The 26,553-nt window shown below is 63.0% G+C and carries 22 protein-coding genes; 7 read left to right on the top strand and 15 right to left on the bottom strand.

Going from position 1 to position 26,553, the window contains the following annotated elements; all coding sequences use genetic code 11:
• Positions 1-74: 74 nt before the first annotated feature.
• A complete protein-coding gene (locus G473_RS29860) occupies positions 75-1,052 on the top strand; it encodes a LysR family transcriptional regulator (RefSeq protein WP_084437786.1) in 978 nt (325 codons plus the stop codon).
• Here G473_RS29860 and G473_RS0108480 read toward each other — a convergent pair.
• From G473_RS0108480 to cysG, 10 genes are all read right to left on the bottom strand, one after another.
• A complete protein-coding gene (locus G473_RS0108480) occupies positions 949-1,950 on the bottom strand; it encodes a serine hydrolase domain-containing protein (RefSeq protein ID WP_161630959.1) in 1,002 nt (333 codons plus the stop codon). The genes G473_RS29860 and G473_RS0108480 overlap by 104 nt on opposite strands.
• A gap of 90 nt (positions 1,951-2,040) precedes the next feature.
• Positions 2,041-2,916 carry a ParB/RepB/Spo0J family partition protein gene (locus G473_RS25870; protein ID WP_051330039.1) on the bottom strand — a complete coding sequence of 292 codons (876 nt, stop codon included), beginning with the start codon at positions 2,914-2,916 and terminating at the stop codon, positions 2,041-2,043.
• Positions 2,906-3,859: an AAA family ATPase gene (locus tag G473_RS25865; RefSeq protein WP_051330038.1), complete on the bottom strand. Its 954-nt coding sequence runs from the start codon at positions 3,857-3,859 to the stop codon at positions 2,906-2,908. The genes G473_RS25870 and G473_RS25865 overlap by 11 nt, the downstream gene beginning before the upstream one ends.
• A gap of 121 nt (positions 3,860-3,980) precedes the next feature.
• The gene (gene cysC / locus G473_RS25860; RefSeq protein ID WP_035706067.1) at positions 3,981-5,906 is read right to left on the bottom strand and encodes an adenylyl-sulfate kinase; all 1,926 of its coding nucleotides are present in this window, start codon (positions 5,904-5,906) and stop codon (positions 3,981-3,983) included.
• A 24-nt stretch (positions 5,907-5,930) separates the two neighbouring features.
• Positions 5,931-6,749 (bottom strand): sulfate adenylyltransferase subunit CysD, encoded by an 819-nt coding sequence (gene cysD, locus G473_RS0108460; protein WP_029012744.1) that lies wholly within the window; start codon positions 6,747-6,749, stop codon positions 5,931-5,933.
• A 17-nt stretch (positions 6,750-6,766) separates the two neighbouring features.
• Entirely contained in the window at positions 6,767-7,480 is a 714-nt protein-coding gene (locus G473_RS25855; protein ID WP_035706064.1) for a phosphoadenylyl-sulfate reductase, read from the bottom strand.
• Positions 7,477-7,986: a DUF934 domain-containing protein gene (locus G473_RS0108450; RefSeq protein WP_029012743.1), complete on the bottom strand. Its 510-nt coding sequence runs from the start codon at positions 7,984-7,986 to the stop codon at positions 7,477-7,479. The genes G473_RS25855 and G473_RS0108450 overlap by 4 nt, the downstream gene beginning before the upstream one ends.
• Positions 7,973-9,688 (bottom strand): nitrite/sulfite reductase, encoded by a 1,716-nt coding sequence (locus tag G473_RS0108445; RefSeq protein ID WP_051330037.1) that lies wholly within the window; start codon positions 9,686-9,688, stop codon positions 7,973-7,975. Before G473_RS0108445 ends, G473_RS0108450 begins: the two co-directional genes overlap by 14 nt.
• A gap of 32 nt (positions 9,689-9,720) precedes the next feature.
• Positions 9,721-10,047 carry a DUF2849 domain-containing protein gene (locus G473_RS0108440; RefSeq protein WP_029012741.1) on the bottom strand — a complete coding sequence of 109 codons (327 nt, stop codon included), beginning with the start codon at positions 10,045-10,047 and terminating at the stop codon, positions 9,721-9,723.
• A 29-nt stretch (positions 10,048-10,076) separates the two neighbouring features.
• Positions 10,077-11,483 carry a siroheme synthase CysG gene (gene cysG, locus G473_RS25850; RefSeq protein ID WP_035706061.1) on the bottom strand — a complete coding sequence of 469 codons (1,407 nt, stop codon included), beginning with the start codon at positions 11,481-11,483 and terminating at the stop codon, positions 10,077-10,079.
• 347 nt (positions 11,484-11,830) lie between these two features.
• Between cysG and G473_RS0108425 the strand changes: the two genes are divergently transcribed.
• On the top strand, positions 11,831-12,604 hold the full coding sequence (locus tag G473_RS0108425; protein ID WP_029012739.1) for a ferredoxin--NADP reductase: 774 nt from the start codon (positions 11,831-11,833) through the stop codon (positions 12,602-12,604).
• Between the two features lie 191 nt (positions 12,605-12,795).
• On the opposite strand, the gene G473_RS0108420 is transcribed toward G473_RS0108425, so the two are convergent.
• Positions 12,796-13,620 carry an enoyl-CoA hydratase/isomerase family protein gene (locus tag G473_RS0108420; RefSeq protein ID WP_029012738.1) on the bottom strand — a complete coding sequence of 275 codons (825 nt, stop codon included), beginning with the start codon at positions 13,618-13,620 and terminating at the stop codon, positions 12,796-12,798.
• A 328-nt stretch (positions 13,621-13,948) separates the two neighbouring features.
• On the opposite strand from G473_RS0108420, the gene G473_RS0108415 reads away from it, so the two are divergent.
• The 4 genes from G473_RS0108415 (at position 13,949) to G473_RS29150 (ending at position 19,404) form a co-directional block, all read left to right on the top strand.
• The gene (locus tag G473_RS0108415; RefSeq protein ID WP_029012737.1) at positions 13,949-14,869 is read left to right on the top strand and encodes a Gfo/Idh/MocA family protein; all 921 of its coding nucleotides are present in this window, start codon (positions 13,949-13,951) and stop codon (positions 14,867-14,869) included.
• A gap of 292 nt (positions 14,870-15,161) precedes the next feature.
• Positions 15,162-17,570, top strand: coding sequence for a TonB-dependent receptor plug domain-containing protein (locus tag G473_RS0108410; protein WP_029012736.1), 2,409 nt, complete (start codon positions 15,162-15,164; stop codon positions 17,568-17,570).
• Entirely contained in the window at positions 17,570-18,865 is a 1,296-nt protein-coding gene (locus tag G473_RS0108405) for an aminotransferase class V-fold PLP-dependent enzyme (RefSeq protein WP_084437782.1), read from the top strand. The genes G473_RS0108410 and G473_RS0108405 overlap by 1 nt, the downstream gene beginning before the upstream one ends.
• 95 nt (positions 18,866-18,960) lie before the next feature.
• Positions 18,961-19,404 (top strand): YbjN domain-containing protein, encoded by a 444-nt coding sequence (locus tag G473_RS29150; RefSeq protein ID WP_029012734.1) that lies wholly within the window; start codon positions 18,961-18,963, stop codon positions 19,402-19,404.
• Positions 19,405-19,573: 169 nt separating this feature from the next.
• On the opposite strand, the gene G473_RS29145 is transcribed toward G473_RS29150, so the two are convergent.
• The 3 genes from G473_RS29145 to G473_RS30250 all read right to left on the bottom strand — a co-directional run bounded on the left by G473_RS29145 (position 19,574) and on the right by G473_RS30250 (position 23,263).
• Positions 19,574-20,251 carry an META domain-containing protein gene (locus G473_RS29145; protein ID WP_051330036.1) on the bottom strand — a complete coding sequence of 226 codons (678 nt, stop codon included), beginning with the start codon at positions 20,249-20,251 and terminating at the stop codon, positions 19,574-19,576.
• Between the two features lie 23 nt (positions 20,252-20,274).
• Positions 20,275-22,488, bottom strand: coding sequence for a S9 family peptidase (locus G473_RS25835; protein WP_035706058.1), 2,214 nt, complete (start codon positions 22,486-22,488; stop codon positions 20,275-20,277).
• 157 nt (positions 22,489-22,645) lie between these two features.
• Positions 22,646-23,263 (bottom strand): hypothetical protein, encoded by a 618-nt coding sequence (locus tag G473_RS30250; protein ID WP_154667319.1) that lies wholly within the window; start codon positions 23,261-23,263, stop codon positions 22,646-22,648.
• A 316-nt stretch (positions 23,264-23,579) separates the two neighbouring features.
• Between G473_RS30250 and G473_RS0108380 the strand changes: the two genes are divergently transcribed.
• Complete coding sequence (locus tag G473_RS0108380; protein WP_029012733.1) at positions 23,580-25,697, top strand: TonB-dependent receptor; 2,118 nt, start codon at positions 23,580-23,582, stop codon at positions 25,695-25,697.
• A 67-nt stretch (positions 25,698-25,764) separates the two neighbouring features.
• Here the strand turns inward: G473_RS0108380 and G473_RS0108375 are convergent, their stop codons facing one another.
• A complete protein-coding gene (locus G473_RS0108375) occupies positions 25,765-26,445 on the bottom strand; it encodes a Fe2+-dependent dioxygenase (protein ID WP_029012732.1) in 681 nt (226 codons plus the stop codon).
• Positions 26,446-26,553: the final 108 nt, after the last annotated feature.

Here is a 26,553-nt window from a genome sequence, read left to right as displayed (position 1 = left end):
GTGCCGACACAATGCGGATGATCCGCAGGCTGGCTTCGGCTGGCCCAGAGGCTGAACCCGCGCTATCATCGCCCATGCGCTTTGATCTGACCGACCTTCGCCTGTTCCTGGCCGTACTGGATGCCGGCAGCATCACCCATGGCGCCGCCCAGGCCGGCCTGTCCCTGCCCGCCGCCAGTGAAAGGCTGCGCGATATGGAGCGGTTGGGCGCCGTTACCCTGCTGGAACGCGGTCGGCGCGGGGTGATGGCAACAGCAGCGGGGGAAGCGCTGGCCCACCATGCCCGGCTGATCCTGCGCCAGATGGCCCGGATGCAGGGGGAATTGGGCGAGCACGCGCAGGGTTTACGCGCGACCATCCGCCTTGCCGCCAACACCGCCGCGCTGACGGAATTTCTGCCTGACCGGCTGGCCCCCTGGCTGGCTGCCAATCCCAGGGTCGACCTGGACCTGAAGGAACGGCAGAGCAGCGAAATCGCCCGTGCCGTTGCCGCCGGGCTGGTGGAAATCGGCATCCTGTCCGATGCGGTGGATTGCGGTGATCTGACGCTGTTTCCCTTTGCGACGGATCGTCTGGTCCTGCTGCTGCCGCCCGACCACCCGCTGGCGGGGCAGCGGCGCGTCGCCTTCGCCGATCTGCTGCACGAACCCTTTGTCGGCCTGTCCGGCGGGGCCTTGCAGGATCACCTTCAGTTCCAGGCACACCGTCTGGGCGCACGGCTGCGGGTGCGCACCGTAATGCGCGGTTTCGATGGCATCCGCCGCATGGTAGCCGCCGGGGTCGGCATCGCCATCCTGCCCGAACAATCCGCCCGCCGGCAGGCACGGGGGCACCGGCTGGCGCTGCGCCGCCTGTCCGATGGCTGGACCAGCCGCCAGCTTTCGCTCTGTGTCCGCAATCTGCCGGACCTTTCACCACCGGCCCGCAGTTTGTTAGCGCATCTGGCCCTTATGCCGGTGCCGTCCCCAGGGCCAGGATCGGCCCCTCCAGCAAACGCATCAGATCGCCGAAATAGCCGTGCGAATAAGCCGGCTGGCGGGGATCGGACGTGATCGCCACCGCCAGCCCCCGTTGCGGATGGGCGGCGATCACCTGCCCGCCATAGCCGCGCGCGATGACATAGCCGCTATCGCTGAGGAACCAGCCATAGCCATAGTGCAGGCCGGAATAGGGGGAGATGGTGCGGGGCACCAGCGATGCCTTGACCCAGTCGGCATCCATCACCTGCCGACCACCATAACGGCCCTGGTCACGCATCAGCATCGCGATGCGCAGCATGGCGCGCGGCGTCATCGCCATCTCGTTCCCGCCCAGATAATAGCCCTGCGGATCGCGGGTCCAGGCGGGAATGTCGATATCCAGCGGGCCGCCCAGATGGCGCCGGGCCAGGGCCAGCAGGCTATCCCCCGTCGCCACCGCTAATGCTGCCCCCAGCACATGGGTGGTGCCGGTGGAATAGATCATCCGCCCGCCGGGTTGGTCCACCATGGGCCGGCGCAGGGCATGGGCCACCCAGTTGCCGGACCCCACCCAGGCGCCGTAATCCGGCCCTGATGTGCCGGCCAGACCGGCCCGCAGGGTGACAAGATCGGCCATCGTCACATCGGCCACACCCTTTGTGGCATCCGCCGGGATCAGGCGGGGGGCGATATCGCCCAACCGGCTATCGAGCGTAACCTTGCCCTCGCCGATCACGCCGCCCAGCACCAAAGCCAGCACGCTTTTGGAACAGGATTTGATGTTGGCAGCCCGGTCCGGCCCCGCACCACGCGGGGACGCGGCAAAGACCACATCATCGCCCTGCTGGATCAGCAGCGTGTGCAGTTGCGACAGGCCGGCAATGGCCGCCCGTACATCCGCCACATCACCGGCCTGCACCTGCGCGCGCGCTGGCCGGGACAAAGCCATTCCAGCCAGCAGCGACGCGGTGACGGATCGACGGGACAGCATCAACCCCTTCTCCTTCCATGGCATTCACCAGCGCAGGATATGGGGAGCGCTACGGGGGCGGGCAAAGAGCCACTTCCCCCTTCGGCCTGATCAATCCCCCAAAAGGGCGTTCAGATGGTCGCGCAATTCCCGCAGCCGGTCGCGATGGGCATCGGACAGGGCGGCGCGCAGCGACCCGACCGGCGGCAGCGACTGGCTGACCTTGGTCAACCGCGTCAGATAATCGCGGACCTGGGCTTGTTCACTGCGATTGGGCGAACCATCCCGGTTGGGTCGGGCGGCGCGCAGGGCCTTTTCCCCAGCACCGGCGCGGGCCTGATCCCACAGGCGGCGCTGCAAGGCGGGGTCTTCCTCCCGCGCGATCTGCAACAGCAGGGTGCGGGGCAGGCTTTCCGTCCCTTCCAGGGCCGCCAGCATATCGGCCGGCAGGGTCAGGATGCGCAGCGTCTCATTCACCCGCACCCGGCTGCGGCCCAGCAGGTCCGCCACCTGTCCCTGGCTGTAACCATGGGATTGCATCAGCGCCTGCATCGCCCGCGCTTCTTCCAGCGAGGTCAGGTCAACGCGCTGGATATTCTCGATCAGGGCGATTTCCGCCGGGTCGCCATCCACCACCAGGGCGCGGATACGGTCGCGGCCCGCCAGCCGGCTGGCCCGCCAGCGGCGTTCCCCGGCGATCAGTTCATAATGCCCCTCCTCCACGTCGCCATCCCGCTTGCGCACCAGGATGGGCTGCAACACGCCGCGCGCGATGATGGAGGCGGCCAGCGCCTGCAATTCCCCATCATCAAAATGGCGGCGGGGCTGGTCGGGGCGCGGATGAACGCGGTCGAGGTCCACCTCGAACATCTGGCGGAAATCCGGGCTGCGCTGAAAATGGCCGCTCGCCCCCTGGGCGGTCAGGGTCGGGGCCGCCATCTTCACCGCCTGGGAGAGCGGGTTTTTCGGGTTGGCTTTAAGCTTCATGGCCGATCTCCTCCGCCAAACGCAGATAACCTTGAACCGCCGGACTGTCCTTGGGCAGTGCCCGCACGGCGATGACACCATTATAGATGGCCTGATCCATCGCCGTGGTTTTGCGGATCGGCTCAAACACGCGGATCGTCCCGGCATAGGTGGACAGAAGCTGCTGCAAGGTGGCCTGCTGCACCAGCATCTTCGCCTCAAACCGGTTGGGCAGGATGCCCAATATGTTCAGTTCCGGATTTTCATAGATACGGATCTGCTCAATCGTGCGCAGCAGCAGCGGCACGCCCGGCACATCCAGCGGCACCGGCACCACCGGGATCAGCACATCGGTGGCCGCCACCAGGGCGTTGCGCGTCAGCACGCCCAGATGGGGCGGCGTATCAATGATGATTTCATCATAATCCTGACGGACGTCAGACAGCGCGCGGGCCAGCCGCTTTTCCGGCCCCGGCTTGGACAGGGCCGCAACCTCAAATTCCGCCAGCGTGATATCGCTGGGCACCACATCAATCCCGTTGGCCTGCACGATGATCTCGCGCAAGGTCAGTTTTTCTTCCAGCACCGCGCCCAGCACCTTGCCCGCCGCCATGCAGGCTTCCAGGTCAACCCCCGCCGCCAGACTGACGGAAGCCTGCGGATCGGCATCGACCAGCAACACCCGCTTGCCCATCATGGCGAAGGCATGGGCGAGGTTCAGCGCCGTGGAGCTTTTGGTCTGCCCGCCCTTCTGGTTGGCAGTGGCGATGATGCGGGCGCGCGTGCGGGTGCCGCGCCGCATGAAGATGGCCACCGGCTCGGGCACGGCTTCCTTGCCATTCTCCCACCGGCTGACCTTGGCCTTGTCATAAGACCGGCCCAATTTCTGGTTCAGCATATCGGCAAAGGCTTCCTGCGACAGGTCGCGCTTGCGCCGATAGGCTTTCAGCAATTCGCCATCCATATCCACCCCCTGGGCTCGTCTACCCCGTTGCAGTAAGGGTTGCGCCAGGGAATGGATATTTGTCAATCAAACTTGACCCTAATGTTGATGGTTTTCCATCAACATTAGGGTTCGGGCCCGATCAGATGCCGACGGCATGCCCGTCGGCCTGGTCCAGGGCCAGGTTGCGGCGGATATGGGCGATCAGCAGTTCGGTCGTGGTCGCCACGTCGAATTCCCCGGTATCCAGCACCAGATCGGGGCTGGCGGGGGCTTCAAACGGGGCGGACACGCCAGTGAACTGGGCGATCTTGCCGTCGCGGGCGGCGGCGTACAGGCCCTTGGGGTCGCGCTTGGCGCAGGTATTGACGTCGGCCTTCACCCACACTTCATGGAACCCGTCACCCACGATGGACCGCGCCAACTCCCGCAGCTCCGCGGTGGGGGAGATCAGGCTGACCAGCACGACGCTGCCATTTTCCGCCATCAGCTTGGCCACCTCGGCCACGCGGCGGACATTTTCCAGCCGTTCGGCGGGGCTGAAGCCCAGATCCTTGTTCAGGCCCTTGCGCAGATTATCGCCATCCAGCACAAGCACGCGCCAGCCATCATCAAACAGACGACGCTGTGCGCCCATGGCCAGGGTGGACTTGCCGGCACCGGACAGGCCGGACAGCCACAGCACACCGCCACGATGGCCGTTGCGCGCCTCAAACGCGTCACGATCAACGGAGCTGTCAACCGCCGTCACCGGGCCCTTGACGCTGGCGGCATTCTCCGCCGCCCCCAGCACCACGGCACCACCGACGATGCGGGTGCCACGGGCCAGACCGGCGCGACCGGTGATCGGCAGATCGGTATGGGGATCGAAGGCGATGGGGGCGGCGCTGCGCAGCACAATCTCCGCGATGCCGCCCTGGCCCAGTTCCTGGGTGTCGGCATCGTTGAGGTTCTCCACATCGACGATGCGTTCAAACTTCTCCACCACCACGGCATGTTCCGCCGTGGTCAGGCGCAGGGTCAGGCGGGAACCGACCAGCAGCGGCTCGCTGTCCAGCCAGAAGGCGCGCACCCGCAGCGCCAGCGCCAGATGCGGCATATGGCCGGCGGGTGCAATGATCTGGCCACGCGCCAGGGCCGCATCTTCAATGAAGGAGATGGCAGCGGACTGGCCGGCGCGGGCGAACTGTTCGCCGTCACCGCGACCGGTATCGATGCTGGCCACCGTGGCCGGCTGGCCGGTGGGGGCGATTTCCACCTTGTCGCCCAGGCGGATGCGGCCCGTCTCGATCCGGCCGACGGCCATGCGGCGATCACCACGACGATACACGTCCTGGATCGGCATGCGGAAGGTGGCATCGGCCCGGCCCGCCGGCGGGGTCAGCAGATCCAGCGCTTCCAACAGGGTCGGCCCCTGATACCAGCCCATCTGCTGGCTGCGCGCGGTGATATTGTCGCCATGGCGCGCCGACAGCGGGATGACGTACAGCGGCTGCATCCCCAGCTTGGCGAGATAGGCTGAAACCTCATCCTTCACCGCCTGCCACGCCGCCTCCGCATGGCCCATCAGGTCCATCTTGTTGACGGCGACGATCACCTTGGTGACGCCCAGCAGCGACAGCAGATAAGCATGGCGACGGGTCTGTTCCGACACGCCGCGCTCGGCATCCGTCACCAGCACGGCGGCATCAGCGCCCGAGGCGCCGGTCACCATGTTGCGCAGGAATTCGCGGTGGCCCGGCGCATCAATGATCACATAGGGGCGCTTGGCCGTCTTGAACCAGATGCGCGTGGTGTCCAGGGTGATGCCCTGGTCACGTTCGATCTGCAAAGCGTCCAGCAGGAACGACCATTCCAGTTCCAGCCCGCGCTGGCTGGAAACCTTCTGCAATTCGGCCAGACGGCCTTCCGGCAGGCTGTCCGTATCGTGCAGCAGGCGACCGATCAGGGTGGATTTGCCATGGTCGACATGGCCGACAATCACGATCGGATAGGGGGCCTGAGCCTTGCGAGGGGCCAGGACCGGGGCTTCGGCGCGCGGGGCGGCCAGGGTAGCGGCGGGTGCCATGATCTTGCTCTTTTCCGCGAAGGCTTAGAGATAACCGGTGGTGCGCAGGCGTTCGAAGGCGTCTTCGGCCTCATGGTCCATGGACCGGCCGGCGCGTTCGGGCGTGCGGGTATTCTCCAGCTCCTCGATGATTTCCTCGATGGTGCTGGCGTTGCTGTCCACCGGGAAGGTGATGCCGATTTCGCCCAGGGAGCGGAAGCGCTTGCCATCCTTGGCGAAATAGAGCGGCACCAGGGGGATTTCCTCCCGCTGGATGTAGCGCCAAACGTCCAACTCGGTCCAGGCCAGCAGCGGATGCACGCGCATATGGGTGCCGGGTGCCCGTTCAATGGTGAACTGGTCCCAGAATTCCGGCGGCTGATTGGCCGCCTGCCAGGAACCATCCAGCCCGCGCGGGCTGAAAATGCGTTCCTTGGCGCGGGTGGCCTGTTCATCGCGGCGGATGCCGGTGATCAGCCCGTCAAACTGGTACTTTTCCAACGCAGCGGCCAGACCCAGCGACTTGCGCGCGGCGACACGGGTACCGGGCGGCAGGGTCGGGTCCGTCATCTCAATCGGCGGGCACTCATCCTTGATCAGGTTCAGGCCCCATTCCTTGGTGTACCGGTCACGGAATTCGTACGATTCCGGGAATTCCAGGCCGGTATCCAGGTGCGCCACCGGGAAGGGAAGCTCCCCTAAGAAGGCCTTGCGGCACAGCCAGATCAGGACATTGCTGTCCTTGCCCAGCGACCAGAGCAGACCCAGCCGCTTCAGGCGCACGCGCGCCTCGCGCAGGATATAGATGCTCTGGGCTTCCAGTTGGTCGAGATGGTCGAGATGCTGTTGGTCGAGGCTGCTCATTTGGAGGCTCCCACCCCTTAGCTGTTAATCGGCGAAAGCGGCAGGTGGATTCCGCATTCCGTCTTTTCTTGACCGCGCCAGCGGCCGGCTCGAATGTCTTCACCGGGGGCGACCCGGTCGGTACAGGGCATACAGCCGATGGAAGGATAACCATCCTCCTCCAGCGGATGCCGCGGCAGGTCGTACCGGTCCATGTAGGCTTCCAATTCCGACCGGCCCCAGCCGGCCAGCGGGTTCACCTTGATCCTTCCATCCGCCGCCTCAAACAAAGGCAGTTCGATGCGGGTGGTGGCCTGATAGCGCTTGCGCCCGGTGATCCAGGCATCGAACGGGGCCAGGCCCGCATCCAGCACCTTCACCTTGCGGAAATCGCAGCAGGCCGTGTTGTTGGTACGCCAGAGCAGACCATCCTTGTCATGTTCCGTCTCTGCTTCCGGGGTCGGTGACAATTCACGGATGCCGGTCAGGCCCAACCGCTGTTCCAGGGTGCGGCGATAGCGCAGCGTTTCCCCGAACAGCTTGCGGGTATTGACGAACAGCACCGGCAGCGACGGGTCGATCTGCGCAATCTGGTGCAGCAGCACCGCCGATTCCGTCCCGAAGGAGGAAACCAGCGCCAGCTTGCCCTTGAACACCTCCTCGATCAGCGGGCGCAGCAGTGCCTCGCCTTCCAGATGGCCATAGGCTGCGGTCAGATCGCGCGCCTTCGCGGCCAGCGCCTTGTCGCTCATCCCTTTATCTCCGCTTTCACATGACGGCGCAGCAAGGAGACGGTGCCGTGATCCTGCAAAGCCGGCTGATAGGCGATGGAAATCTCATTCAGCGCATGGGCCCAGGCGGGGCCGACACGATCGGCCGGCACCACCACCGTATCCACGCCCAGCCGGGTCAGGAACTGGTACTGGTCGGGGATGATATGGCCGAAGGCGCGGATTTCGCCCTTATAGCCAAACCGCTCCCGCAGCTCCCGCGCGGCGGAAAAGGCCCGGCCATCGCGGAATTTGGGGAATTCCAGCGCCACCACACCCAGATGGGCCAGATCGTCCACCAGTTCGGTGGCAAGCTGGTTGGACTTCAACCGCACGCCAACCGGCTGTCCACGGGCGATCAGCGCGTCACGCTCTGCCCGCCAACGCTCCAGGGATACGATGACCCCGCCTTCGGCCGGCAGGGCCGCATCATCGGCCAGATCGGTCCAGCGGTCTTCGATCTCACGACCATGATCAAGCACGGGCATAGAGGGCCTCCTTGAACGGGGCGTGGCCGGTACGGGCCAAAGTGTCGATAAAGCGTTCGCCCGGCTGGCGCAGGCCAACGAAGGTGGTCACTACGGTTTCCACGGCATTGACGATCTCGTCATAGGAGAAGCCGGGGCCGACAATTTCCGCCAGGGCGGCGGTCTGGGTGGCATCGCCGCCCAGCAGGATCTGGAAAAATTCCTCGCCCTTCTTGTCCACGCCCAGAATGCCGATATGGCCGACATGGTGATGGCCGCAGGCATTAATGCAGCCGCTGATCTTGATCTTCAGCTCACCCAGATCATGCTGGCGGTCCAGATCGGCAAAGCGCTCGGAAATCTGCTGCGCGATGGGGATGGAGCGGGTATTGGCCAAGGCGCAATAATCCAGCCCCGGGCAGGCGATGATGTCGGAGATCAAGCCGGCATTGGCCGTGCCAAGGCCGATCTTGTCCAGTGCCAGCCAGAGATCATACAGATCATCCTGTTTGACATGGGCCAGAACCAGATTCTGCTCGTGGGTGACGCGCATCTCGCCAAAGCTGTAGCGCTCGGCCAGATCAGCCACCGCTTCCATCTGCTCGGCCTCGATATCGCCGGGGATACCGCCGATGGGCTTCACGCTGATGGTGGCGATGGCATAGCCCGGTGCGCGATGGGCGCTCAGGTTGCTGCGGGTCCAGCGGGCAAAGGCGGGATCGGCGGCCTTGGCCGCCTCGAACTTCGCCGATACAGCCGGCAGGTTTTCCCAGGGCGGCGGGGCAAAATGCTGCTCAATCGCCTCCACGATGGCGGGATCGATATAGTATTTCTGCCGCGGCAGGCGGGCATATTCCTCTTCGATCAGGCCGATAAACTTTTCCGGCCCCATCTCATTGACGGTGATCTTGATGCGCGCCTTATAGATATTATCGCGCCGGCCCAACTGGTTATAGGTGCGCAGCACCGCTTCCAGATAACCGATGATCTCGGCCACCGGCACGAAGTCCCGCGCCTTGGTCCCAAGGTAAGGGGTACGCCCCAGACCGCCGCCGACATAGACGGTAAAGCCAACCTCACCCGCCCCATTCTTCTTGGCGATCAGGCCCACATCATGGATCTGCACCGCCGCACGGTCATGCGGCGCGCCGGAAATGGCGATCTTGAACTTACGCGGCAGATAGGTGAATTCCGGGTGCAGCGTGGACCATTGCCGCAGGATTTCGGCATAGACGCGCGGGTCCACCAGTTCATCCGCCGCCGCCCCGCAGAACTGGTCGGTGGTGACGTTGCGGATGCAGTTGCCACTGGTCTGGATGGCGTGCATGTCCACTTCCGCCAGCTCATGCAGAATGGCGGGAATGTCCTTCAGTTCCGGCCAGTTGAACTGGATGTTCTGCCGGGTGGTGAAATGGCCATAGCCCTTGTCATAAACCCGCGCGATGCGGGCCAGACGGCGCATCTTGGTGCTGTCCAGCATGCCATAGGGCACGGCGACGCGCAGCATATAGGCATGAAGCTGAAGGTAGAGCCCGTTCATCAGCCGGATCGGCTTGAACTCCTCCTCCGTGATCTCGCCCTTGAGGCGGCGTTCCACCTGGGCGCGGAACTGCTCCACCCGCTCGAAGATGAACGTCTTGTCGAATTCATCATAGCGGTAAACACCGGCATGGGCGTCAGCCGGCTGGTTGGAATGCGCGTTGGGCACGGTCGTGTCAGGCATGGGGGTATGAGCCTTGAATTACCGGTCAGAGATCAAAGGGCGGGCGTGGGGCCGGCGGCCTGCTTGCCCAGGTCGCGGCGCACGCTGGGGCCGATGGCCTTCATACGTTCGCGGATATGCAGCGGACGGGTGCCCTCAGGCGTGGCTTCCACATCCAGCGGATAGACATCCACAACAAGCTGCCGCTTTTCCTCTTCCTTGGCGAAGGCCAGCGCTTCAGCGATGGCTTCACCTTCGAAGATGGCGGCATCGGCGACCCGTTCCACCCACTGATTGCCCGCGCCCAGCCACACGCCCACACCGTCAATCAGACGGTTGGCGGTAACGGATTGCTGCGGACCTTTGGCTTTAACCAACATACCAGGCGACCTTCCTTCTTCTTCTGACGTCAGACAGCTTCGCGCAGATGCGCCGGAACAAGCTCGGTGATAAGGGCGGGATCGGCCAGCCTGACGACATGACCGATAATGATGATGGCGGGACCGGCCATGCCATGGGCACGGGCAAGATCACCCAGACCGGAAAGGGGGCCCGTGACCAGCTTCTGGTCAGGCCGCGTTCCCTTTTCCACCAGGGCGGCCGGCATATCCGGTGCCATCCCGGCTTCAACCAGCCGGCGGGCGATGCTGTCCGCAGCGCTCAGGCCCATATAGAAAACCAGCGTATGGTCCAGCCGGGCCAGCGCCGCCCAATCCAGATCCGGCTCCCCATCCTTGCCATGACCGGTCACGAACGTGACCCCGGCGCCATGATCGCGATGGGTGACGGGAATGGTGGTGGAGGCGCCGCAACCAAGCGCCGCCGTGATGCCGGGCACCACTTCCACCGGGATGCCTTCGGCCCGCAAGACTTCCAGTTCCTCACCGCCCCGGCCAAACAGGAACGGGTCGCCGCCTTTCAGCCGCACCACGCGGTGGCCAGCCTGGGCTTCTGCCACCAGCAGGCGGTTGATGGCATCCTGGCTCATCGTATGGTGGGACTTGGATTTGCCGACATAATGGCGGCGGGCGTCGCGGCGGACATAATCCATGATCCGCTCGTCCACCAGCTTGTCATGCACCACGACATCGGCATTCTGCAGTACGCGCAGTGCCCGAAGGGTGAGCAGGTCAGGATCACCCGGCCCGGCACCAACCAGGGCGACGCTGCCGCTGCCCTGCTGGCCATGATCGGGATCGTTCAGCGCCAGCATCAGCCCGTCGCGGGCCGCGCGTTCATCCCCGCCCAGGAAGGAACGGGCCACCGGCCCGTCAATCACCGCTTCCCAGAAGCGGCGGCGCGCCGTCTCGTCGCCACGGGTGGCTTTCACCGCCCCGCGGAACCCATCCAGGAACCGGGCGAACAGGCCCAGGCGCGGCTCCAATGCCGCTTCCAGCCGTTCCCGCAGGCGGCGGACCAGTACAGGGCTGGCCCCGCCGCTGCTGATGGCGACGCTGATCGGCTCCCGGTCAATGATCGCCGGCATGATGAAACTGCACAGATGCGGCTTGTCCGGCACATTCACCAGCACGCCGGCTGCATGCGCTGCTTCGGCGACCGAAATATCCACCGCCTCGATATCAGTGGCGGCAAAGACCAGACGATGGTCCTGCAGATCGGATGGTGTGAAATCCCGGCGATGGACAGAGGCTGCCAGCGCTTCCAATGCCGGCAGGGGGTCAGCGGCGACAATGGTCAGGTGGCACAGGGACTTGGCAACCAGCCGCGCCTTGCGCAGCGCCAGCTCGCCTCCCCCTACCACCAAAACCCTCTGCCCCTCCAAGGGCAGGGTCACCGGAAAACCGCGCAACGCCATCGGTCGCTCCCATTCGCCCGCAACTGCGGAATGACTAGAGGTTTGGAACCCCGAACCGCCATTGTCGAGGTGAAATATTATTTCTCCATTATTCCTACGTTAAATATAGGATTTATAATCCTCACCCATTCCCTAGGAAAATCAAGGATTAATAGTTGCGAACGAAAATCAACATCAATATGCTTTGCGTCACCCAACATCGCAGCCATGCACCCCCTGCACGTTTGTATGTGAAATAGACGGTTGAACGCCGGGCTCATGTACTTTAGCTGGTAGTGCATCGCATCAAGGGGCTGGGTGGACTCTGTCCGGACCCATCCTGACGCAGAAAGATTAAGGAAGTCGTCATGAGCGCGTTCATCGAAGGCAAGGTGCTTTCCGTTCACCATTGGACGGATACCCTGTTCAGCTTCACCTGTACGCGCGACCCGGCCTTCCGGTTCGAGAATGGTCATTTCGTGATGATCGGGCTGATGGTCGATGGCAAGCCGCTGACCCGCGCCTATTCCATCGTCAGCCCGAATTATGAGGAACATCTGGAGTTCCTGTCGATCAAGGTGCCGAACGGCCCGCTGACCAGCCGCCTGCAGCATATCCAGGTCGGTGACACGGTGATCTATGGCCGCAAGTCGGTCGGCACGCTGGTCACCAGCAGCCTGCGTCCGGGCAAGAACCTTTACATGTTCTCCACCGGCACCGGTCTCGCCCCGTTCATGAGCCTGATCCGCGATCCGGAACTCTACGAACAATATGACCGGCTGATCCTGACCCACACCTGCCGCGAGGTGGGGGAGCTGGCCTATCACGACCTGATCACCAATGAGCTGCCGGGGAACGAGTTCTTCGGTGAACAGCTCAAGGAAAAGCTCACCTACTATCCCACGGTCACCCGTGAGGAATTCCGCAACCAGGGCCGCATCACCGACCTGATCCGGAATCACAAGCTGTTTGAAGATATCAAGGCCGCGCCCTTGGACCCGGAAGTTGACCGGGTGATGATCTGCGGCGGCCCGGCCGTGCTGGCCGAGACGGTGGAACTGCTGAAGGAGCGCGGCTTCAAGGAAGGCAGCGCCCATACGCCCGGCGATTATGTGATCGAAAAGGCGTTTGTGGAGAAGTAACCCAATCCGCCGAGGGTTTGCCCCTTGGCGGATTGGAGGTCGGCGACCGCCGACCCGCGCCACGTGGCGCGTAGCCAAGGGCGCGGATGCGCCCGCCCGGCGCCTGAGGGAGATTTGTATAAGTCTGCTTCTCAGCAGGCAGCCATAAGGCGCGGAACCATCACCGATTCCGCGCCTTTGCTTTTTACGGGTCAGGCGCAGGCCTGCATGGCGCAGCGGCCGAATTGCGGCCGGCGGCGTTCAACAAACGCGGTGATGCCCTCGGCAAATTCCTCGCTGTCGATGGCGGCCAGGAACGTGTCCCGTTCTGCCGCCAGTTGCTGCTCAAAATTATGTTCCAGCGATAGATAAAGCAGCCGCTTGGTCCGGCCCGACGCGGTGGCCGCACCGAAGGCCAGTTGGCGGGCAGTGCACCGGGTTTCCTCCGCCAGACGCGGGGCCGGGCAGACGCGGTTGACCAGTCCCAGTTCCAGCGCTTCCAGCGCCGTCAGACGCCGGTCCAGCAGCGCCAGTTCCGATGCCCGGCGGGAGCCGACCAGACGCGGCAGCGCATGGGTGGAGCCGCCATCCGGCGTCGTCCCCAGCGGGCCATAAGCCATCTGGAACACAGCCTTGTCAGACGCCACCACCAGATCACAGGCCAGCGCGATGCCGAAGCCGGGACCGGCCGCCGTGCCATGGATACCGGCAATCACCGGCTTTTCCATCCGGCGCAGGGCCGTCACCGCCCGATGGGTATTGTCCATCAGCCGGGTGAAATAATCGCGCCGTTCCGCCGCCGGGGCCGACAGCATCTTGTGAAAGGCATGGATATCGCCCCCGGACATGAAGCTGGTGCCCCGGCCGGTCAGCACCAGAACGCGGACATTCCGGTCACTGGCTGCTTCCATCGCCATATCGGCCAGGGTGGTCGCCATATCCACATTCATGGCGTTCATCACCGCCGGGCGGTTGAAGATGATTTCAGCCACCCCTTCGGCGGGATGACGGGTGTAGATCACGCAATCCGAACCCATGTTCACCTCCCACAATCTGATGCGCAAAACATCATACGCAAAACCGGAATTGCGATTCTTCCGCCGCAGGGCGGTGCCGCTTGATCATCCAAGCTTAACACTATGGATAGGGAGGGGTGCTAGCGTCGAGTGGACCATTTCCGGATATATCGCGCCGCGACCCGTAAAATATCGCCACCCCTGTCCGCCTGGTGGACAGGGGTAAATTTCAACCTGCCCAGAGAAGAAAAGCGACAAGCGCCCCCTTTCAGCCAACCGACCAATTGACGCCCGGCGGTCGCTCCGATAAGGCTGAATTATGTGATAAATACCGCTTGAGGAAGCGCCTATGACCATCAAACTTGGCCTTGTCGGTGTTGGCAAGATCGCCCGCGATCAGCATTTGCCCGCCATCGCCGCCGATCCGGCGTTTGAACTGGTGGCCGTGGCCAGCCGCAATGCCCGCGTCGATGGCGTGGATAATTTCCACGATGTGGCCGCCATGCTGGCCGCACGGCCCGATATCCAGGCGGTGTCGATCTGCACCCCGCCGCAGGGGCGCGATGCCATCGCCCGCCATGTGCTGGAATCAGGTCGCCATGTCATGCTGGAAAAGCCGCCGGGTGCGACCCTGACGGAAGTGCATGATCTGGAAGATCTGGCCCGCGCAAGCGGCCTGACCCTGATGACCACCTGGCATTCCCGCCACGCCGTGGCGGTGGAGCCGGCGCGCGAGTGGCTTTCCAGCCGTCGCATCACCCGCGCCCATATTAATTGGCGGGAAGATGTGCGCCGCTGGCATCCGGGTCAGGACTGGGTGTGGGAACCGGGCGGGCTGGGCGTGTTCGACCCCGGTATCAACGCCTTGTCCATCGCCACCCATATTCTGCCCAGTGCCCTGGTGCTGCAGGAAGCCACGCTGAACGTGCCAGCCAACCGCCAGTCCCCCGTCGCCGCTGAGCTGCGGTTCGATAGCGCTGGCACAGCGGTCACCGCCAGCTTCGACTGGCTGCAGACCGGTCCCCAGACCTGGGATATCGAGGTGGAAACCGAGACCGGCTCCCTGACCCTGCGCGATGGCGGCGCCACCCTGCTGCTGGATGGGGAGAATGTGCCCATGCCGAAGAACGAGGAATATCCCAGCCTCTATGCCCGCTTCGCCGAACTGGTGGCCGCACGGGCCCTGGATGTGGATGTCGCCCCGCTGCGGCTGGCGGCAGATGCCTTCCTGCGCGGGCACCGGGTCTTGGTGGATGAATTCCACTGGTAAGCTGGGTGTCGCTCGAAAAGGGATGCTGGACCGGTTTCCACCGGCTCCAGCGCCCTTCAGATATTAAGGCATGGATAAAATATATCCAGGCAATACGTTAAATAAATGATGAAGATCTATTTTGTATAAAACAAAATAAAATATAATCTATCTCCGTCAATATTTTATCATACAGACGTAACCTATCCGTCACCCAGCGATCATCCTTTACCGCTATATCCGCCTCGCCTTTGACACCAAGCGCGCCGCCTGTCGGCATCAGAGCGCGTACTTTGATGAAGCGAGAGCGAAAATGAAAATGCGTACCGGCACCGCGATGATCGCGGTGATGCTGGCCGCTGGCCTCACCCCCGCCATGGCGCAGAACGTCCCCGATCAGGTGGCCGCCAATGACAGCCTTGTGCTGGAAGAGATCATTGTCACCGGTACGCGCGGTACGCAGCGCACCGCTTTCGATACGCTGGCCCCGATTGATGTGATCAGCGGCAGCACGCTGGACAGCACGGTTTCCAGCGAATTGGTGGATGCGCTGGCCCAGTCGATCCCCAGCTTCAACGTTCAGCGCCTGCCGGCCGCCGATGGTCAGGCTTTCGTGCGCCCGGCCACCCTGCGCGGCCTGTCCGCTGACCAGACGCTGGTGCTGGTCAATGGCAAGCGCCGCCATCGTTCCGCGCTGCTCGGCTCCCGCGGGGCGCAGGCGGTGGATCTGGCCCAGATCCCCTCCTTCGCCATCAAGCGGATTGAGGTTCTGCGCGATGGTGCGGCGGCGCAATATGGCTCCGATGCCATTGCCGGCGTGATCAACATCATCCTGGACAATGATCCGGGCTTCCAGGCCTTCAGCCAGGTTTCCCAATATTATGAAGGCGATGGCACTGAATATCAGGCCGGCGCGCAGGGCGCCTGGGAAATCGGCCAGGGCGGTCACATCACCGGCACGGTGGAATGGGCCAAGTCCGACGCCACGTCGCGCACCCGCCAGCGCCCCGACGCAATCCAGTTCCAGCAGGCCAATCCGGGCCTGTCCGTGCCCAACCCGGTTCAGCGCTGGGGCCAGCCGGACCAGGAAACCATCCGTCTGGCCCTGGATGCCGCCCTGCCGGTGAGCGAGACGGCGGAAGCCTATCTCTTCGGCACCTATGGCGAAGGCAAGGGCTGGACCGATTTCAACTGGCGCAACCCGGACAGCACCAGCAACGTTTATAAAAACACCGCCATTTTCCCCGGCTGGAACGCCAGCCAGCTTTATCCGGCTGGCTTCACGCCGCGCTTTGGCCAGAAGGATCAGGATTACAGCCTGGTCGGCGGCATTCGCGGGGACATCACCAGCGACCTGCGGGGCGATCTTTCCACCTCTTACGGCCGCAACCGGATTGATTACCGGATGAAGGAAAGCATCAACGCTTCCCTCGGCCCGGCAAGCCCGACCAGCTTCGATGATGGTTCCCTGATCCAGGAAGAAACCAACATCAATCTGGACTTCACCTATCTCTGGCACAGCGGCCTGTTCAACAAGCCGGTCAATGTCGCCTTCGGTGGTGAGCGCCGGAATGAGACCTACAAGATCGTGGCCGGTGACGAAGCCTCCTACGCTGTCGGCCCCGGTGCTGCCGCCGGGCTGGCGACCGGTTCCAACGGCTTCCCCGGCTATGGGGCGGATCAGGCGGGCTCTTACGACCAGACCTCCTATGCCGGCTATATCGATATCGAAGCGCCGGTGACGGATATCTGGACCATCGGGCTGGCCGGCCGGTACGAGGATTTCTCCGAATTCGGCCATACTGCCGACGGTAAAATCTCCACCCGCCTGGAAGTGACGCCGGAATTCGCGCTGCGTGGTTCCGCCTCCACCGGCTTCCGCGCGCCCACGCCAGGGCAAGCCAACAGCACCCGCACCTCGCAGGGGCTGGATACGGTGACGCTGAATACCTTCACGTCTGGTCGTCTCTCCCCCTCCAACCCGGTGGCGCAATATTTCGGCGCCCAACCGCTGAAGCCGGAAGAATCGACCAACCTGTCTGCCGGCATGGCCTATCAGAGCGGCACCGGCTTCACCGCCAGCGCCGATGTCTACCAGATCAAGCTGACCGACCGGTTCAGCCAGTCCGCCAGCTTCGCCGTTACACCGGCCATCCGCAACCAGTTGATCGCGCTTGGCGTGCCGGGGGCCAACACCTTCACCTCCGTCAGCTTCTTCACCAATGATTTTGATACCCGCACCCGCGGTATCGATCTGGTGGCGGCCTATGCCCTGCCGATGGGTGAAGGCAACCTGCACCTCTCCGCCGCCTATAATTACAACCAGACCAAGGTGACCGGCGGCTCCCTGGAAGCCAGCGCCACCCAGCGCATCCTGTTTGAAGAAGGCAAGCCGCAGCATAATGCCGCCCTGTCGGCGGAATATCGCTGGGGTGATTACGCCCTGCTGGCCAAAATGCGCTATTACGGCAAATGGACTGACAGTTCCGGCAATGCCACCGGCGATATTTTCCAGCGCTTCGGCGCCGAAAGCTTCGTCGACCTCGCCGCGACCTGGAACGTGACTGACATGGTGTCGCTGCGGGTCGGTGCGGAGAATATCTTCGACACCTATCCGGACGAGGCGACCAACCAGGCCAATCGCGGGCTGATCTATTCCCGCAACGCGCCTTACGATACCGATGGCGGGCAATATTACGCCCGTGTGGAGGTTCGTTTCTGATGCAAAGCTGGACGCGCCGTCACCTGCTGCGTACCGGCAGCCTGGGCCTGACCTTGACAGCGGGCGTGGGGCTGACACCCCCGCCCGCCAGGGCCGGTACCCTGGCAGCAGCAACGGGCGGCGGCGCGCCCACCGACAATGCCTATTGGCAGGCCATCGCCGGCCAGTATGACGTGACCCGTGACATCACCCAGCTTGAAAATGGCAATTGGGTGATGATGGCCCGGCCCGTGCTGGCGGCCTATCAGCGCCACCAGCAGCGGGTGAATGCCGAAACCTCCTTCTACAGCCGGCGCGGCTTTGGCAAGGATGCCCGCGCCGTGATGGCGCGGGTGGCGGGGCTGATCGGCTGCGGGCTGGATGAGATTACCCTGACCCGCAATGCCACGGAGGCGCTGCTGGCCCTGATCACCGGCTATAACCGGCTGCGGCCGGGCGACACGGTGATCTATTCCGATCTGGATTATGATGCCATGCAGGCCGGCATGGTGTCGCTGCGCCAGCGCCGGGGCGTGGATGTCATCCGCATCGACCTGCCGGAACCCGCCAGCCATCAGGGCCTGATTGACGCCTATGAACAGGCATTGAAAGCCCATCCCAAGACAAGGCTGCTGCTGCTCACCCACCTGACCCACCGTACCGGCCTGATCCTGCCGGTGGCGGAAATCACCGCCATGGCGCGGCAGCGGGGCGTGGATGTGATTGTCGATGCCGCCCATTCCATCGGGCTGGTTGATTTTACCGCCGATACACTGGGCGCCGATTTCGTCGGCTATAATCTGCATAAATGGATCGGTGCGCCGGTCGGGGTCGGTGTACTTTATATCAGGCGGGGCCGTGTGCCCGATATCGACCCTAGTCCGGGGGAGATGGAGGCCGCACCCGAGAATATCCGCGCCCGCGTCCATACCGGCACCCGCGATCTGGCGGCCATGCTGGCCGTGCCGGATGCGATTGATTTCCACCAATCCATCGGCACAGCCCGCATTGCCGCCCGGCTGCGCCATCTGCGTGATCTGTGGGCGGAGCCGCTGCGCGACCACCCGGCCTATGAAATCCTGACCCCCACCGACCCGCGCCTGACCGGGGGGCTGACCAGTTTCCGCCGCCGGGGCGTGACAGATGACAAGGAGAATGCCGCCATCGCCCAGACCCTGCTGGAGCGCTACGGCATCTTCACCGTCCATCGCAGTGGCCTGTCGCGGGGCGCCTGCGTGCGGGTGACGCCGGCTTTGTTCAACCAGGAAGCGGATGTGGAAAAGCTGCTGGCCGCCCTGCGCCATATGGCAGGCTGATAGTCCCCATTCCCACCGTCATGCCCCCTTGTCCATTGCATCGCCGGGGGCAGGCGGTGCATGGTCCGGCCATGGACCCGAAGGATGGGAAGAGAATGTTGGACAAGATGTTGCGCGGCGTGGCCATCGCCGATCTGGAAATGGCGATGGAGAGGCTGGGCCTGCCGGCACAGTTGGATACGCTGACCTCCGGCGCACCGGTCCTGCGCAGTGCCATTGGCGGCTTGACCTTCAATGTCCGCCCCGGCGGCCTGATGGAAGGCACCGAGGATGGCGCCCGCCATGGCGATTACAGCTTCAACCTGATGATCCAGGCCGAACGCCCCCTGGACCCGGTTATCCTGAATGAATGGAACCGGCAGAAGCGTTTCGCGCGCCTGTTCCAGCGCGATGGTTTTCTGGTGATGGAGATGGATCAGCTTGCCGTCGGTATCAGCGGCGACCAGATCCTGGCCAGCATGGAACTGTGGGGCCGGCTGGTGGTGGAAGTGCTGAACTTCCTGCGCGCGGCCCACGCCCCGGAGAGCGGGCCGAACTGACCCGCCCCCGGTTTGTACCAAGTCCCGGTGATCGTAACCGATCACCGGCCTCAATCGCCATCGCTGCCATAGGCAGCTTGGCTACGCAGCACATGCCGCGCGGCGGCAGTCGCCGCCGAACCCGATCCCCGATGCGTCCGGTTCAGCGGGATCGGAGATCAGGTCGGGATCAGTCCCGCCGGGCCAGCAGGCGGCTGCCATCGGCCGCCGTCAGTTCCAACTGCCCATCCGGCAGGATACGGTAGGCGACAGCGCCACGCATCAGGCGGAAGAACAGGTTCTCCTGCTCCATCTGCGGGCCCAGGCAGGCCATGCGGGTGGAGATCATGCTGTCCTCCAGCATGATCCGCCCCTCTTCCAGCCGGTAGGCCCCGCTATAGCGGTTGCAGCCGCCACGACCGGCGATACGGCCATCCTCAAACTGCATATCCATCGTATCCGGCGCCGGCTGCTGCCCTGCCAGATCGATGATGCGCCAGCGCCCGCCTTCCAACCCCGCTGCTGCTGCGGCGGCAGGTGATGCGCCCACCTCCACACAGTGCGGCAATTCCGCCTGACCGATGCGAACCGTCGCCTCCTGCCCCTTGTTCCAGAACTCCGTCGGCAGGCCGGCAATGGTGCCAGTATAGCGCGCACCCGATGCCGACATGGCCTGTTGCAGGCGGAAGATGCCGCCCCGCAGCGTCACTTCCATCACATCGGGGGCAAAGCGCGTTTCCAGCCGCACATCCGGCCCGCACTGGAAAAGGGTGGGCGCCCCGGTCAACGGGGCCTCAGCCGCCGATATGGACGGGGCCGTGCCCAGCCCCAGCAGCAAAAGCGGCAATCCCGATATCCAGACGCGCATCGCTATCCTCCTGTAATCTCGGTTTATCGCCCCCCTTTCAGGGTGCGGTCGAAAAAGTCCTTGGCCTGCAAAAGATAATGGGCGGCCAGATCAGGGTCGTAAAAACCGTGACGCTCCCCCGGATAGAACATCATGTCGAACAATTTACGCTCATGCTGTAACGCCGCCGCCATGCGAACGGAATTGTCGAGGAACACATTATCATCCGCCATGCCATGGATCAGCAGCAGCGGCCGTGTCAGGCGTGCGGCCAGCTTGGTCGCGTCCGCCCGCTCATAGATACCCCCGGCCCCATCGGGCTTGCCGATGAAACGCTCGGTATAATGGGTGTCGTACAGGTGCCAATCGGTCACCGGGGCGGCAGACACGCCGGCCGCGAACATTTCCGGATGGCGTATCAGTGCCATCAGCGTGTTGTAGCCGCCATAGGAATGGCCATAGATGCCGATCCGTTCCCCATCCACAAAATCCAGCCGCTTCAGATAAGCGGCACCTGCCGCCTGATCGTCATTCTCCACCGTGCCGAAGGCATTATGGATCTTGTCCAGAAACGCCTTGCCGCGCGCCGGGGTGCCGCGATTATCGACCATGAAGACGACATAGCCGCTCTGGGCCAGCGCCTGGAGGAAAAGCTGGGTGCGTCCGCCCCACTGTTTTTTCACCACCTGCGCCGTCGGCCCACCATAGGTGTAGAGGATGGCCGGCGCCTTCTGCGCCGCGTCCACACCCTTCGGCTTCAGCATCGCCCAATGCAGATCGGTGCCATCTTCAGCCTTTAAAGTGCCGAATTGCGGCGCGATATGGTCGGCCAGATAGGGAAAATAAGGGTGATCCTTATCCAGCCGGTTTTCCTGCAGCCAATGGCGCAGCGCGCCATCGGCGGCGCGCAGGGAAAGCTGCGGCGGCTGGGTGGCGCTGGAGAAATTGTCCAGCCACGCCCCGCCCTTCTCCGCCACCACGGCCCCGTGCCAGCCCTCTTCCCGGCTGATCCGTTCTGGTGCGGCGGCATCGCTGCCATCCAGCCGGGCGCGATAGACATGGCGTTCCGTCGGCCCCTCGCGGAAACCATTGAACAGGATGAAGCCAGCTTCCTCGTCCAGCCCGGCCAGATCATCCACCGGCCATTCGCCACGGGTCAGCGGATAAAGCCGCTTGCCATCCGCATCATGCAGATAGAGATGGCGGTAGCCGCTGGCCTCCGACGACCAGATGAAGCGCCCATCCTTCAGGAAGCGCAGGTCATCATGCAGATCGACCCAGGTGGCCGCCGTCTCGCTCAACGCCACCTGCGTCCGGCCCGTGGTGGCATCGGCGAACAGCAGGTCCAGGCGCTTCTGGTCACGGCTCATCCGCTGCACGGCCAGCCCGCCATCGGGTTTCCAGGCAACGCGGGCCAGATAGATATCCGGCTCCGTACCCAGGTCGATTTCCACGGGCGCGCTGTCGCCTTCCACGGCTGCCACCAGCAGCCGCACCGCCACATTGGCCCCGCCGGCAAAGGGATAGCGCTGCGGCACCACCATCACCCCGTCGGGGCCGTAATCATAGCGGTTGACCAGGGGCACGGCCCGCTCATCAATACGGGCAAAGGCGATGTGGCTTCCATCGCGCGACCACCAATAGCCGGTCTGGCGGCCCATCTCCTCCTGCGCCACAAACTCCGCCTCGCCATTGCGGACAGTGCCGCCGCCATCGCGGGTAATGGGCTTTTCCACGCCGCTGGCAACATCCATCACATAGAGATTGCCATCGCGGACATAGGCGATGCGGCGGCCATCGGGGGAGAATTTCGGATCGGTTTCCGGCGCTTCCGTGCTGGTCATACGGCGGACGGGGCCATCCAGCGGCTTCAGCCAGATATCACCCGATTTCGGCACCAGCACGGCCTTGCCCTGCTGATCCCAGACATATTCCGTCACCCCGGTTTCGGCGATGCGCTGACGCTCCCGCCGGGCGCGCTCGGCCTCGCTTTCCGGTGCGGCGGCAAATTCGGCGCTGTCCAGCAGCATGACCGCCTTGCCCGTCGCCAGATCATAGGCCCACAGGTCGCGCCGGCTGGCATCGCTTTCCGCCCGTTCCAGATAGGCCACCATCCGCCCATCGGGAGAAAAATGCACCCCGCGCGGCGCGGCGCCAGACAGGGACGGGCTGGCAACCAGCCGGTCGATGGTCAGCGTTTCCGCCTGGGCGGGGGTGGTGAGAAGCAGGGACACAAGGGCGAAAGGCAGCAGGCGCATGGGGCAGGATCAACCAGCAAAGGGATGTTGACCCGCAGCAATGCCCCACCCGGCGCGGCTTTTCCAGTCCCGCGTCTGGTTGATCGGCCAGAGGCCCCTATTTCTTCTTGGGCTTTTCCGGGCGTTTGAAGCGCGCCTCGATCCAATGAATACAAAATCAAGAACCGTTTGAATACAACCACAAGTCCAGAAGTTTCGATGGAAACCAGTCAGCGGCAGATAACGGCCCTGACACGACCAGTAACGGCTCATACGTACTGGAAACCGCAGAAATTGCCTCAGACCTTTTGGATAGTTCGGCCCGGAACGCCCTTACGTAAGCCCCATAGTCCCCATCCGGGACACTGTGACCAAGCTTTCTCAAAAATGTACGCGCTCGCCTGTCATAAATGACACCAACATCTGGCCGTCCACACCATATAAATTTTGAACAAGCACTGATAGGTCTATCAGGATTTCCTGCAGCGTTATGTTTTACAAGGCCTGGAATTGCACGCAAGTCATCAGCCATTTTTTCGACTCGCGCAATGATATTAATATGGCTTACACCATCAATAGCCTGAGAAAGGGGGGCTATTACAGGTGAAAAATCAGAATTTCTATCACTCGAAGAGCGACGCGGAAATTGCCTAGATATTATAAAGCTTGCCGCGATTTCATTCAAAATAGATTCATTAATGCTCGAATTCATCTTTTCTATAAATGATTTCTCAATGCCAACCCACCTATTATTTAGGTATTTTTCTGCACATTTTTTGAATTCAACATATTCCATAAATTATACCTTTCTCGTTTTTGTTCATAAATTCAACCAGTGAAGCGAGCACGATCACTTCGCCAAAGGTGGAGAACTTTGGAAACTAGCCGCTACAATGTCACTGGAACGTAGGCTACGCAACTTTATATAACAAATTTGCGTTAAATTTACAACCATATCCAAACAGCGAACATCCGCTGTGCGTGGATAAAGCCCATGGCCCAGTATCGATAGTTTTTGGAATAGCATCTATGTGTCTGTGCAAATAGGTTTGATTTCGAGAATTATTTTCACTATTGCCCCTTGCATTCCATTTTCTCCCAAGGGGCCCCTCATGCGTTCCTCCCTCACCTTCCTGCTGCTGGCCGGTGCCAGCCTCTCCGCCATGCCCGCGTTGGCGCAGCAACAGGCGGCGGTGGAGGAGATCATTGTCAGCGCCGCCCGCACAAAGCTGCCGGCCAACGCCCTGCCCCTGACCGTGGATGTGATCGACAGCGACGCCCTGGCCCAGCAGGCCGCCATCGGTGGGTCGGTGATCGATGCCGTCTCCACCCTGGTGCCCTCCTTCTCCCCCACACGGCAGAAATTGTCCGGCGCCGGGGAGACGTTGCGTGGCCGGTCGCCGCTTTACGCCATCAATGGCATCCCGCAATCGACCCCGCTGCGTGATGGCAGCCGCGACGGTTTCACCATCGACCCGTTCTTCGTTGACCGGGTGGAACTGATCTATGGCTCCAACGCCTTGCAGGGCATTGGCGGCACGGGCGGCATCGTCAATCAGGTCACGGTCGGCCCGCCGAAGCAGGATGGCGTGTCGGGGCGGATGCTGCTGCAGGGCAGCACCGATGACGGCTTCAGCGGCGATGGGCGGGGCGGCAAGATCGCCGGGCTGGTCGGCTATCGCGAAGGCCGCTGGGATGCCACGGTCGGCGGCACTTATGAAACGCGCGGCGCTTTCTATGATGCCAAGGGCCGCCGCATCGGCGTGGACAGCACCCAGGGCGAAACCCAGGATTCAGAAAGCTGGTCCGCCTTCGGCCGGTTCGGCTATGAGCTGGATGAAGGGGTTCGCCTGGACCTGATGCTGAGCCGCTTCCAGTTGGAAGGGAATGGCGATTACGTGGTTGTTGCCGGCAACCGCGCCACCAACCTGCCGACCAGCGCCACTCACGGCACCACACCGGGCGACCCGGCGCGCAACCGCACTGAAAGTGCGGCCCTGACCCTCACCGCCGACGATCTGGCCGGTGGCGCCTTCACCAGCCAGCTTTTCTTCAACCGGTCACGGGACACGTTCGGCGGCGATCCCAGCCCCGTTGAAAGCTTCCAGGATGCCCGCATCGCCCCCATCGGCACCCTGTTCGACCAGTCGCAGAACCGGTCGCGCAAACTGGGGGGCAAGTTCAACTACGAACGCGCCATGCCAGGGTTTGAGGATCTGACGGCGACGGTCGGTTTCGACGCTCTGTTCGACAAGACCGAACAGCGCCTGATTGTCACCAACCGCACCTGGGTGCCGCCCACGGATTTCCGCAGCCTGGCCCCGTTCGCCCAGTTCAACCTTGCCCTGCTGGACGAGAAGCTGCGCCTTGCCGCCGGCGTGCGGCATGAAAATGTGCAGATCAAGGTGGATGATTACACGACGCTGGCCTCTTCCGGTTCCCGCCGCGTCACGGGCGGTTCACCGGAATTCAGCGACACGCTGTTCAATGCCGGTATCGTCGCCGAGCCCTGGCAGGGTGTGCGCCTTTATGGCTCCTACGCCCAGGGCTATACCGTGCCCGATGTCGGCCGTATCACCCGTGCCGTTAACCGGGATGGCGTGCGGATTGATGATTTCCTGGATATCGACCCCATCATCTCCGACAATCGCGAGTTGGGGGTGGAACTGACGAAGGGGCCGATCACCGCCAGCGCCACCTATTTCTGGTCCACCTCCAAGAAGGGCCAGAATCTGGTTCTGGTCGCCGGGGTTTATGAGGTACAGCGCCAGCGGGTGGAGATCGAAGGGCTGGAGCTGAATCTGGCCTGGGAAACGCCCCTGCCGGGTCTGACCCTGTCCGGCGGTTATGCCCATCTGGATGGCCGCACGGACAGCAATGGCGACGGCAAGGTCGATATCGACCTGGATGGCGCCAACATCTCCCCCGACCGGGTGAATGTCGCCGCGGCGTACGTCTATGGCCCGGTGACGGCGCGGTTGCAGACCCAGTTCTACCTGTCCCGAGATTTCGATGGCGGCGATGTCCGCAACAATTTCGGTGGCTATAACCTGACGGACGTGACCATCCGCCACGCCATCGACATGGGCGGCATCACCTTGTCGGTGACCAACCTCTTCGACAAGGACTATATCAGCTACAACAGCGACACCACGCGGCCGACGGATAATCTCCGCTTCTATGCCGGGCGGGGACGTACCTTGACGCTGGGCTGGGATTACAGCTTCTAACGTCAAAAAAGGCCCCGGCGGATCACCACCGGGGCCTTTTTCACTCCTTCACTCCAGCCCAGGTCCGTCAGACATCGGCCCACATGCGCAGGAGATTATGATAGCTGTTGGTCAGCGACAGCACACCCGGATGGTCGGGCACATCCTGGTTCAGCCGGACAATCGCCATGTCCATGTCGAACAGGATGCGGCGCTGCGCATCATCGCGGATCATGCTCTGCAGCCAGAAGAAGGATGAGACGCGCGCGCCGCGTGTGACTGCCCGCACCTGATGCAGGCTGGAACTGGGATACAGCACCATGTGCCCCGCCGGCAGTTTCACCTGATGCGTGCCGAACAGATCCTCGATCACCAGTTCGCCGCCATCATACTCATCCGGCTCGCTGAAAAAGACGGTACAGGACAAGTCGGTACGGATGCGCTGGTTGGTGCCGGTAATCTGGCGCACCGCATTATCGACATGCGCCCCGAAATGCTGGCCGCCAGCATAGCGATTGAACAAGGGTGGGAAAATCCGACCCGGCAGGGCCGCCGACATGAACAGCAGATTGCGCGACAGCGCCTGCAGGATCACATCCCCAACCTCCCGCGCCACCGGATGGCCCTCTGGCAACTGGCTGTTTTCCTTGACCTTGCCGGACTGGAATCCGGCGGTCACCTTACCATCGGCCCATTGCGCACCATCCAGCAGGGCGCGGCATTCATGGACCTGTTCCTTGGTCAAAAGCGCGGGAATTTCGATCAGCATCGCATATCCTGAAAACGGGGCCGGACAGATGCAACCCTATCGCATGTAATATTGATAGCCACTCTGATTTGCATCAATCCAGATGCGAAAGGGGGCGGACACAGGCCC

The sequence above is a fragment of the Niveispirillum irakense DSM 11586 genome (genome assembly GCF_000429645.1).
Lineage (GTDB): Bacteria > Pseudomonadota > Alphaproteobacteria > Azospirillales > Azospirillaceae > Niveispirillum > Niveispirillum irakense.
The sequence above is the reverse complement of the archived record's forward strand: the minus strand, read 5'-3'. Positions and strand labels throughout refer to the sequence as shown.

Coding starts and splice junctions, on each gene's coding strand:
- G473_RS0108420 (WP_029012738.1), bottom strand. CDS start 13,620: ATGGGTTCGGATTGCGTGATCTACACCCGTCATCCCGCCGAAGGGGTG.
- G473_RS25870 (WP_051330039.1), bottom strand. CDS start 2,916: ATGAAGCTTAAAGCCAACCCGAAAAACCCGCTCTCCCAGGCGGTGAAG.
- G473_RS25865 (WP_051330038.1), bottom strand. CDS start 3,859: ATGGATGGCGAATTGCTGAAAGCCTATCGGCGCAAGCGCGACCTGTCG.
- G473_RS29860 (WP_084437786.1), top strand. CDS start 75: ATGCGCTTTGATCTGACCGACCTTCGCCTGTTCCTGGCCGTACTGGAT.
- G473_RS0108375 (WP_029012732.1), bottom strand. CDS start 26,445: ATGCTGATCGAAATTCCCGCGCTTTTGACCAAGGAACAGGTCCATGAA.
- G473_RS0108445 (WP_051330037.1), bottom strand. CDS start 9,688: ATGCCTGACACGACCGTGCCCAACGCGCATTCCAACCAGCCGGCTGAC.
- cysC (WP_035706067.1), bottom strand. CDS start 5,906: ATGGCACCCGCCGCTACCCTGGCCGCCCCGCGCGCCGAAGCCCCGGTC.
- G473_RS0108410 (WP_029012736.1), top strand. CDS start 15,162: ATGAAAATGCGTACCGGCACCGCGATGATCGCGGTGATGCTGGCCGCT.
- cysG (WP_035706061.1), bottom strand. CDS start 11,483: ATGGCGTTGCGCGGTTTTCCGGTGACCCTGCCCTTGGAGGGGCAGAGG.
- cysD (WP_029012744.1), bottom strand. CDS start 6,749: ATGAGCAGCCTCGACCAACAGCATCTCGACCATCTCGACCAACTGGAA.
- G473_RS29145 (WP_051330036.1), bottom strand. CDS start 20,251: ATGCGCGTCTGGATATCGGGATTGCCGCTTTTGCTGCTGGGGCTGGGC.
- G473_RS0108450 (WP_029012743.1), bottom strand. CDS start 7,986: ATGCCCGTGCTTGATCATGGTCGTGAGATCGAAGACCGCTGGACCGAT.
- G473_RS0108380 (WP_029012733.1), top strand. CDS start 23,580: ATGCGTTCCTCCCTCACCTTCCTGCTGCTGGCCGGTGCCAGCCTCTCC.
- G473_RS0108425 (WP_029012739.1), top strand. CDS start 11,831: ATGAGCGCGTTCATCGAAGGCAAGGTGCTTTCCGTTCACCATTGGACG.
- G473_RS0108415 (WP_029012737.1), top strand. CDS start 13,949: ATGACCATCAAACTTGGCCTTGTCGGTGTTGGCAAGATCGCCCGCGAT.
- G473_RS0108440 (WP_029012741.1), bottom strand. CDS start 10,047: ATGTTGGTTAAAGCCAAAGGTCCGCAGCAATCCGTTACCGCCAACCGT.
- G473_RS0108480 (WP_161630959.1), bottom strand. CDS start 1,950: ATGCTGTCCCGTCGATCCGTCACCGCGTCGCTGCTGGCTGGAATGGCT.
- G473_RS30250 (WP_154667319.1), bottom strand. CDS start 23,263: ATGGAATATGTTGAATTCAAAAAATGTGCAGAAAAATACCTAAATAAT.
- G473_RS25855 (WP_035706064.1), bottom strand. CDS start 7,480: ATGAGCGACAAGGCGCTGGCCGCGAAGGCGCGCGATCTGACCGCAGCC.
- G473_RS29150 (WP_029012734.1), top strand. CDS start 18,961: ATGTTGGACAAGATGTTGCGCGGCGTGGCCATCGCCGATCTGGAAATG.
- G473_RS25835 (WP_035706058.1), bottom strand. CDS start 22,488: ATGCGCCTGCTGCCTTTCGCCCTTGTGTCCCTGCTTCTCACCACCCCC.
- G473_RS0108405 (WP_084437782.1), top strand. CDS start 17,570: ATGCAAAGCTGGACGCGCCGTCACCTGCTGCGTACCGGCAGCCTGGGC.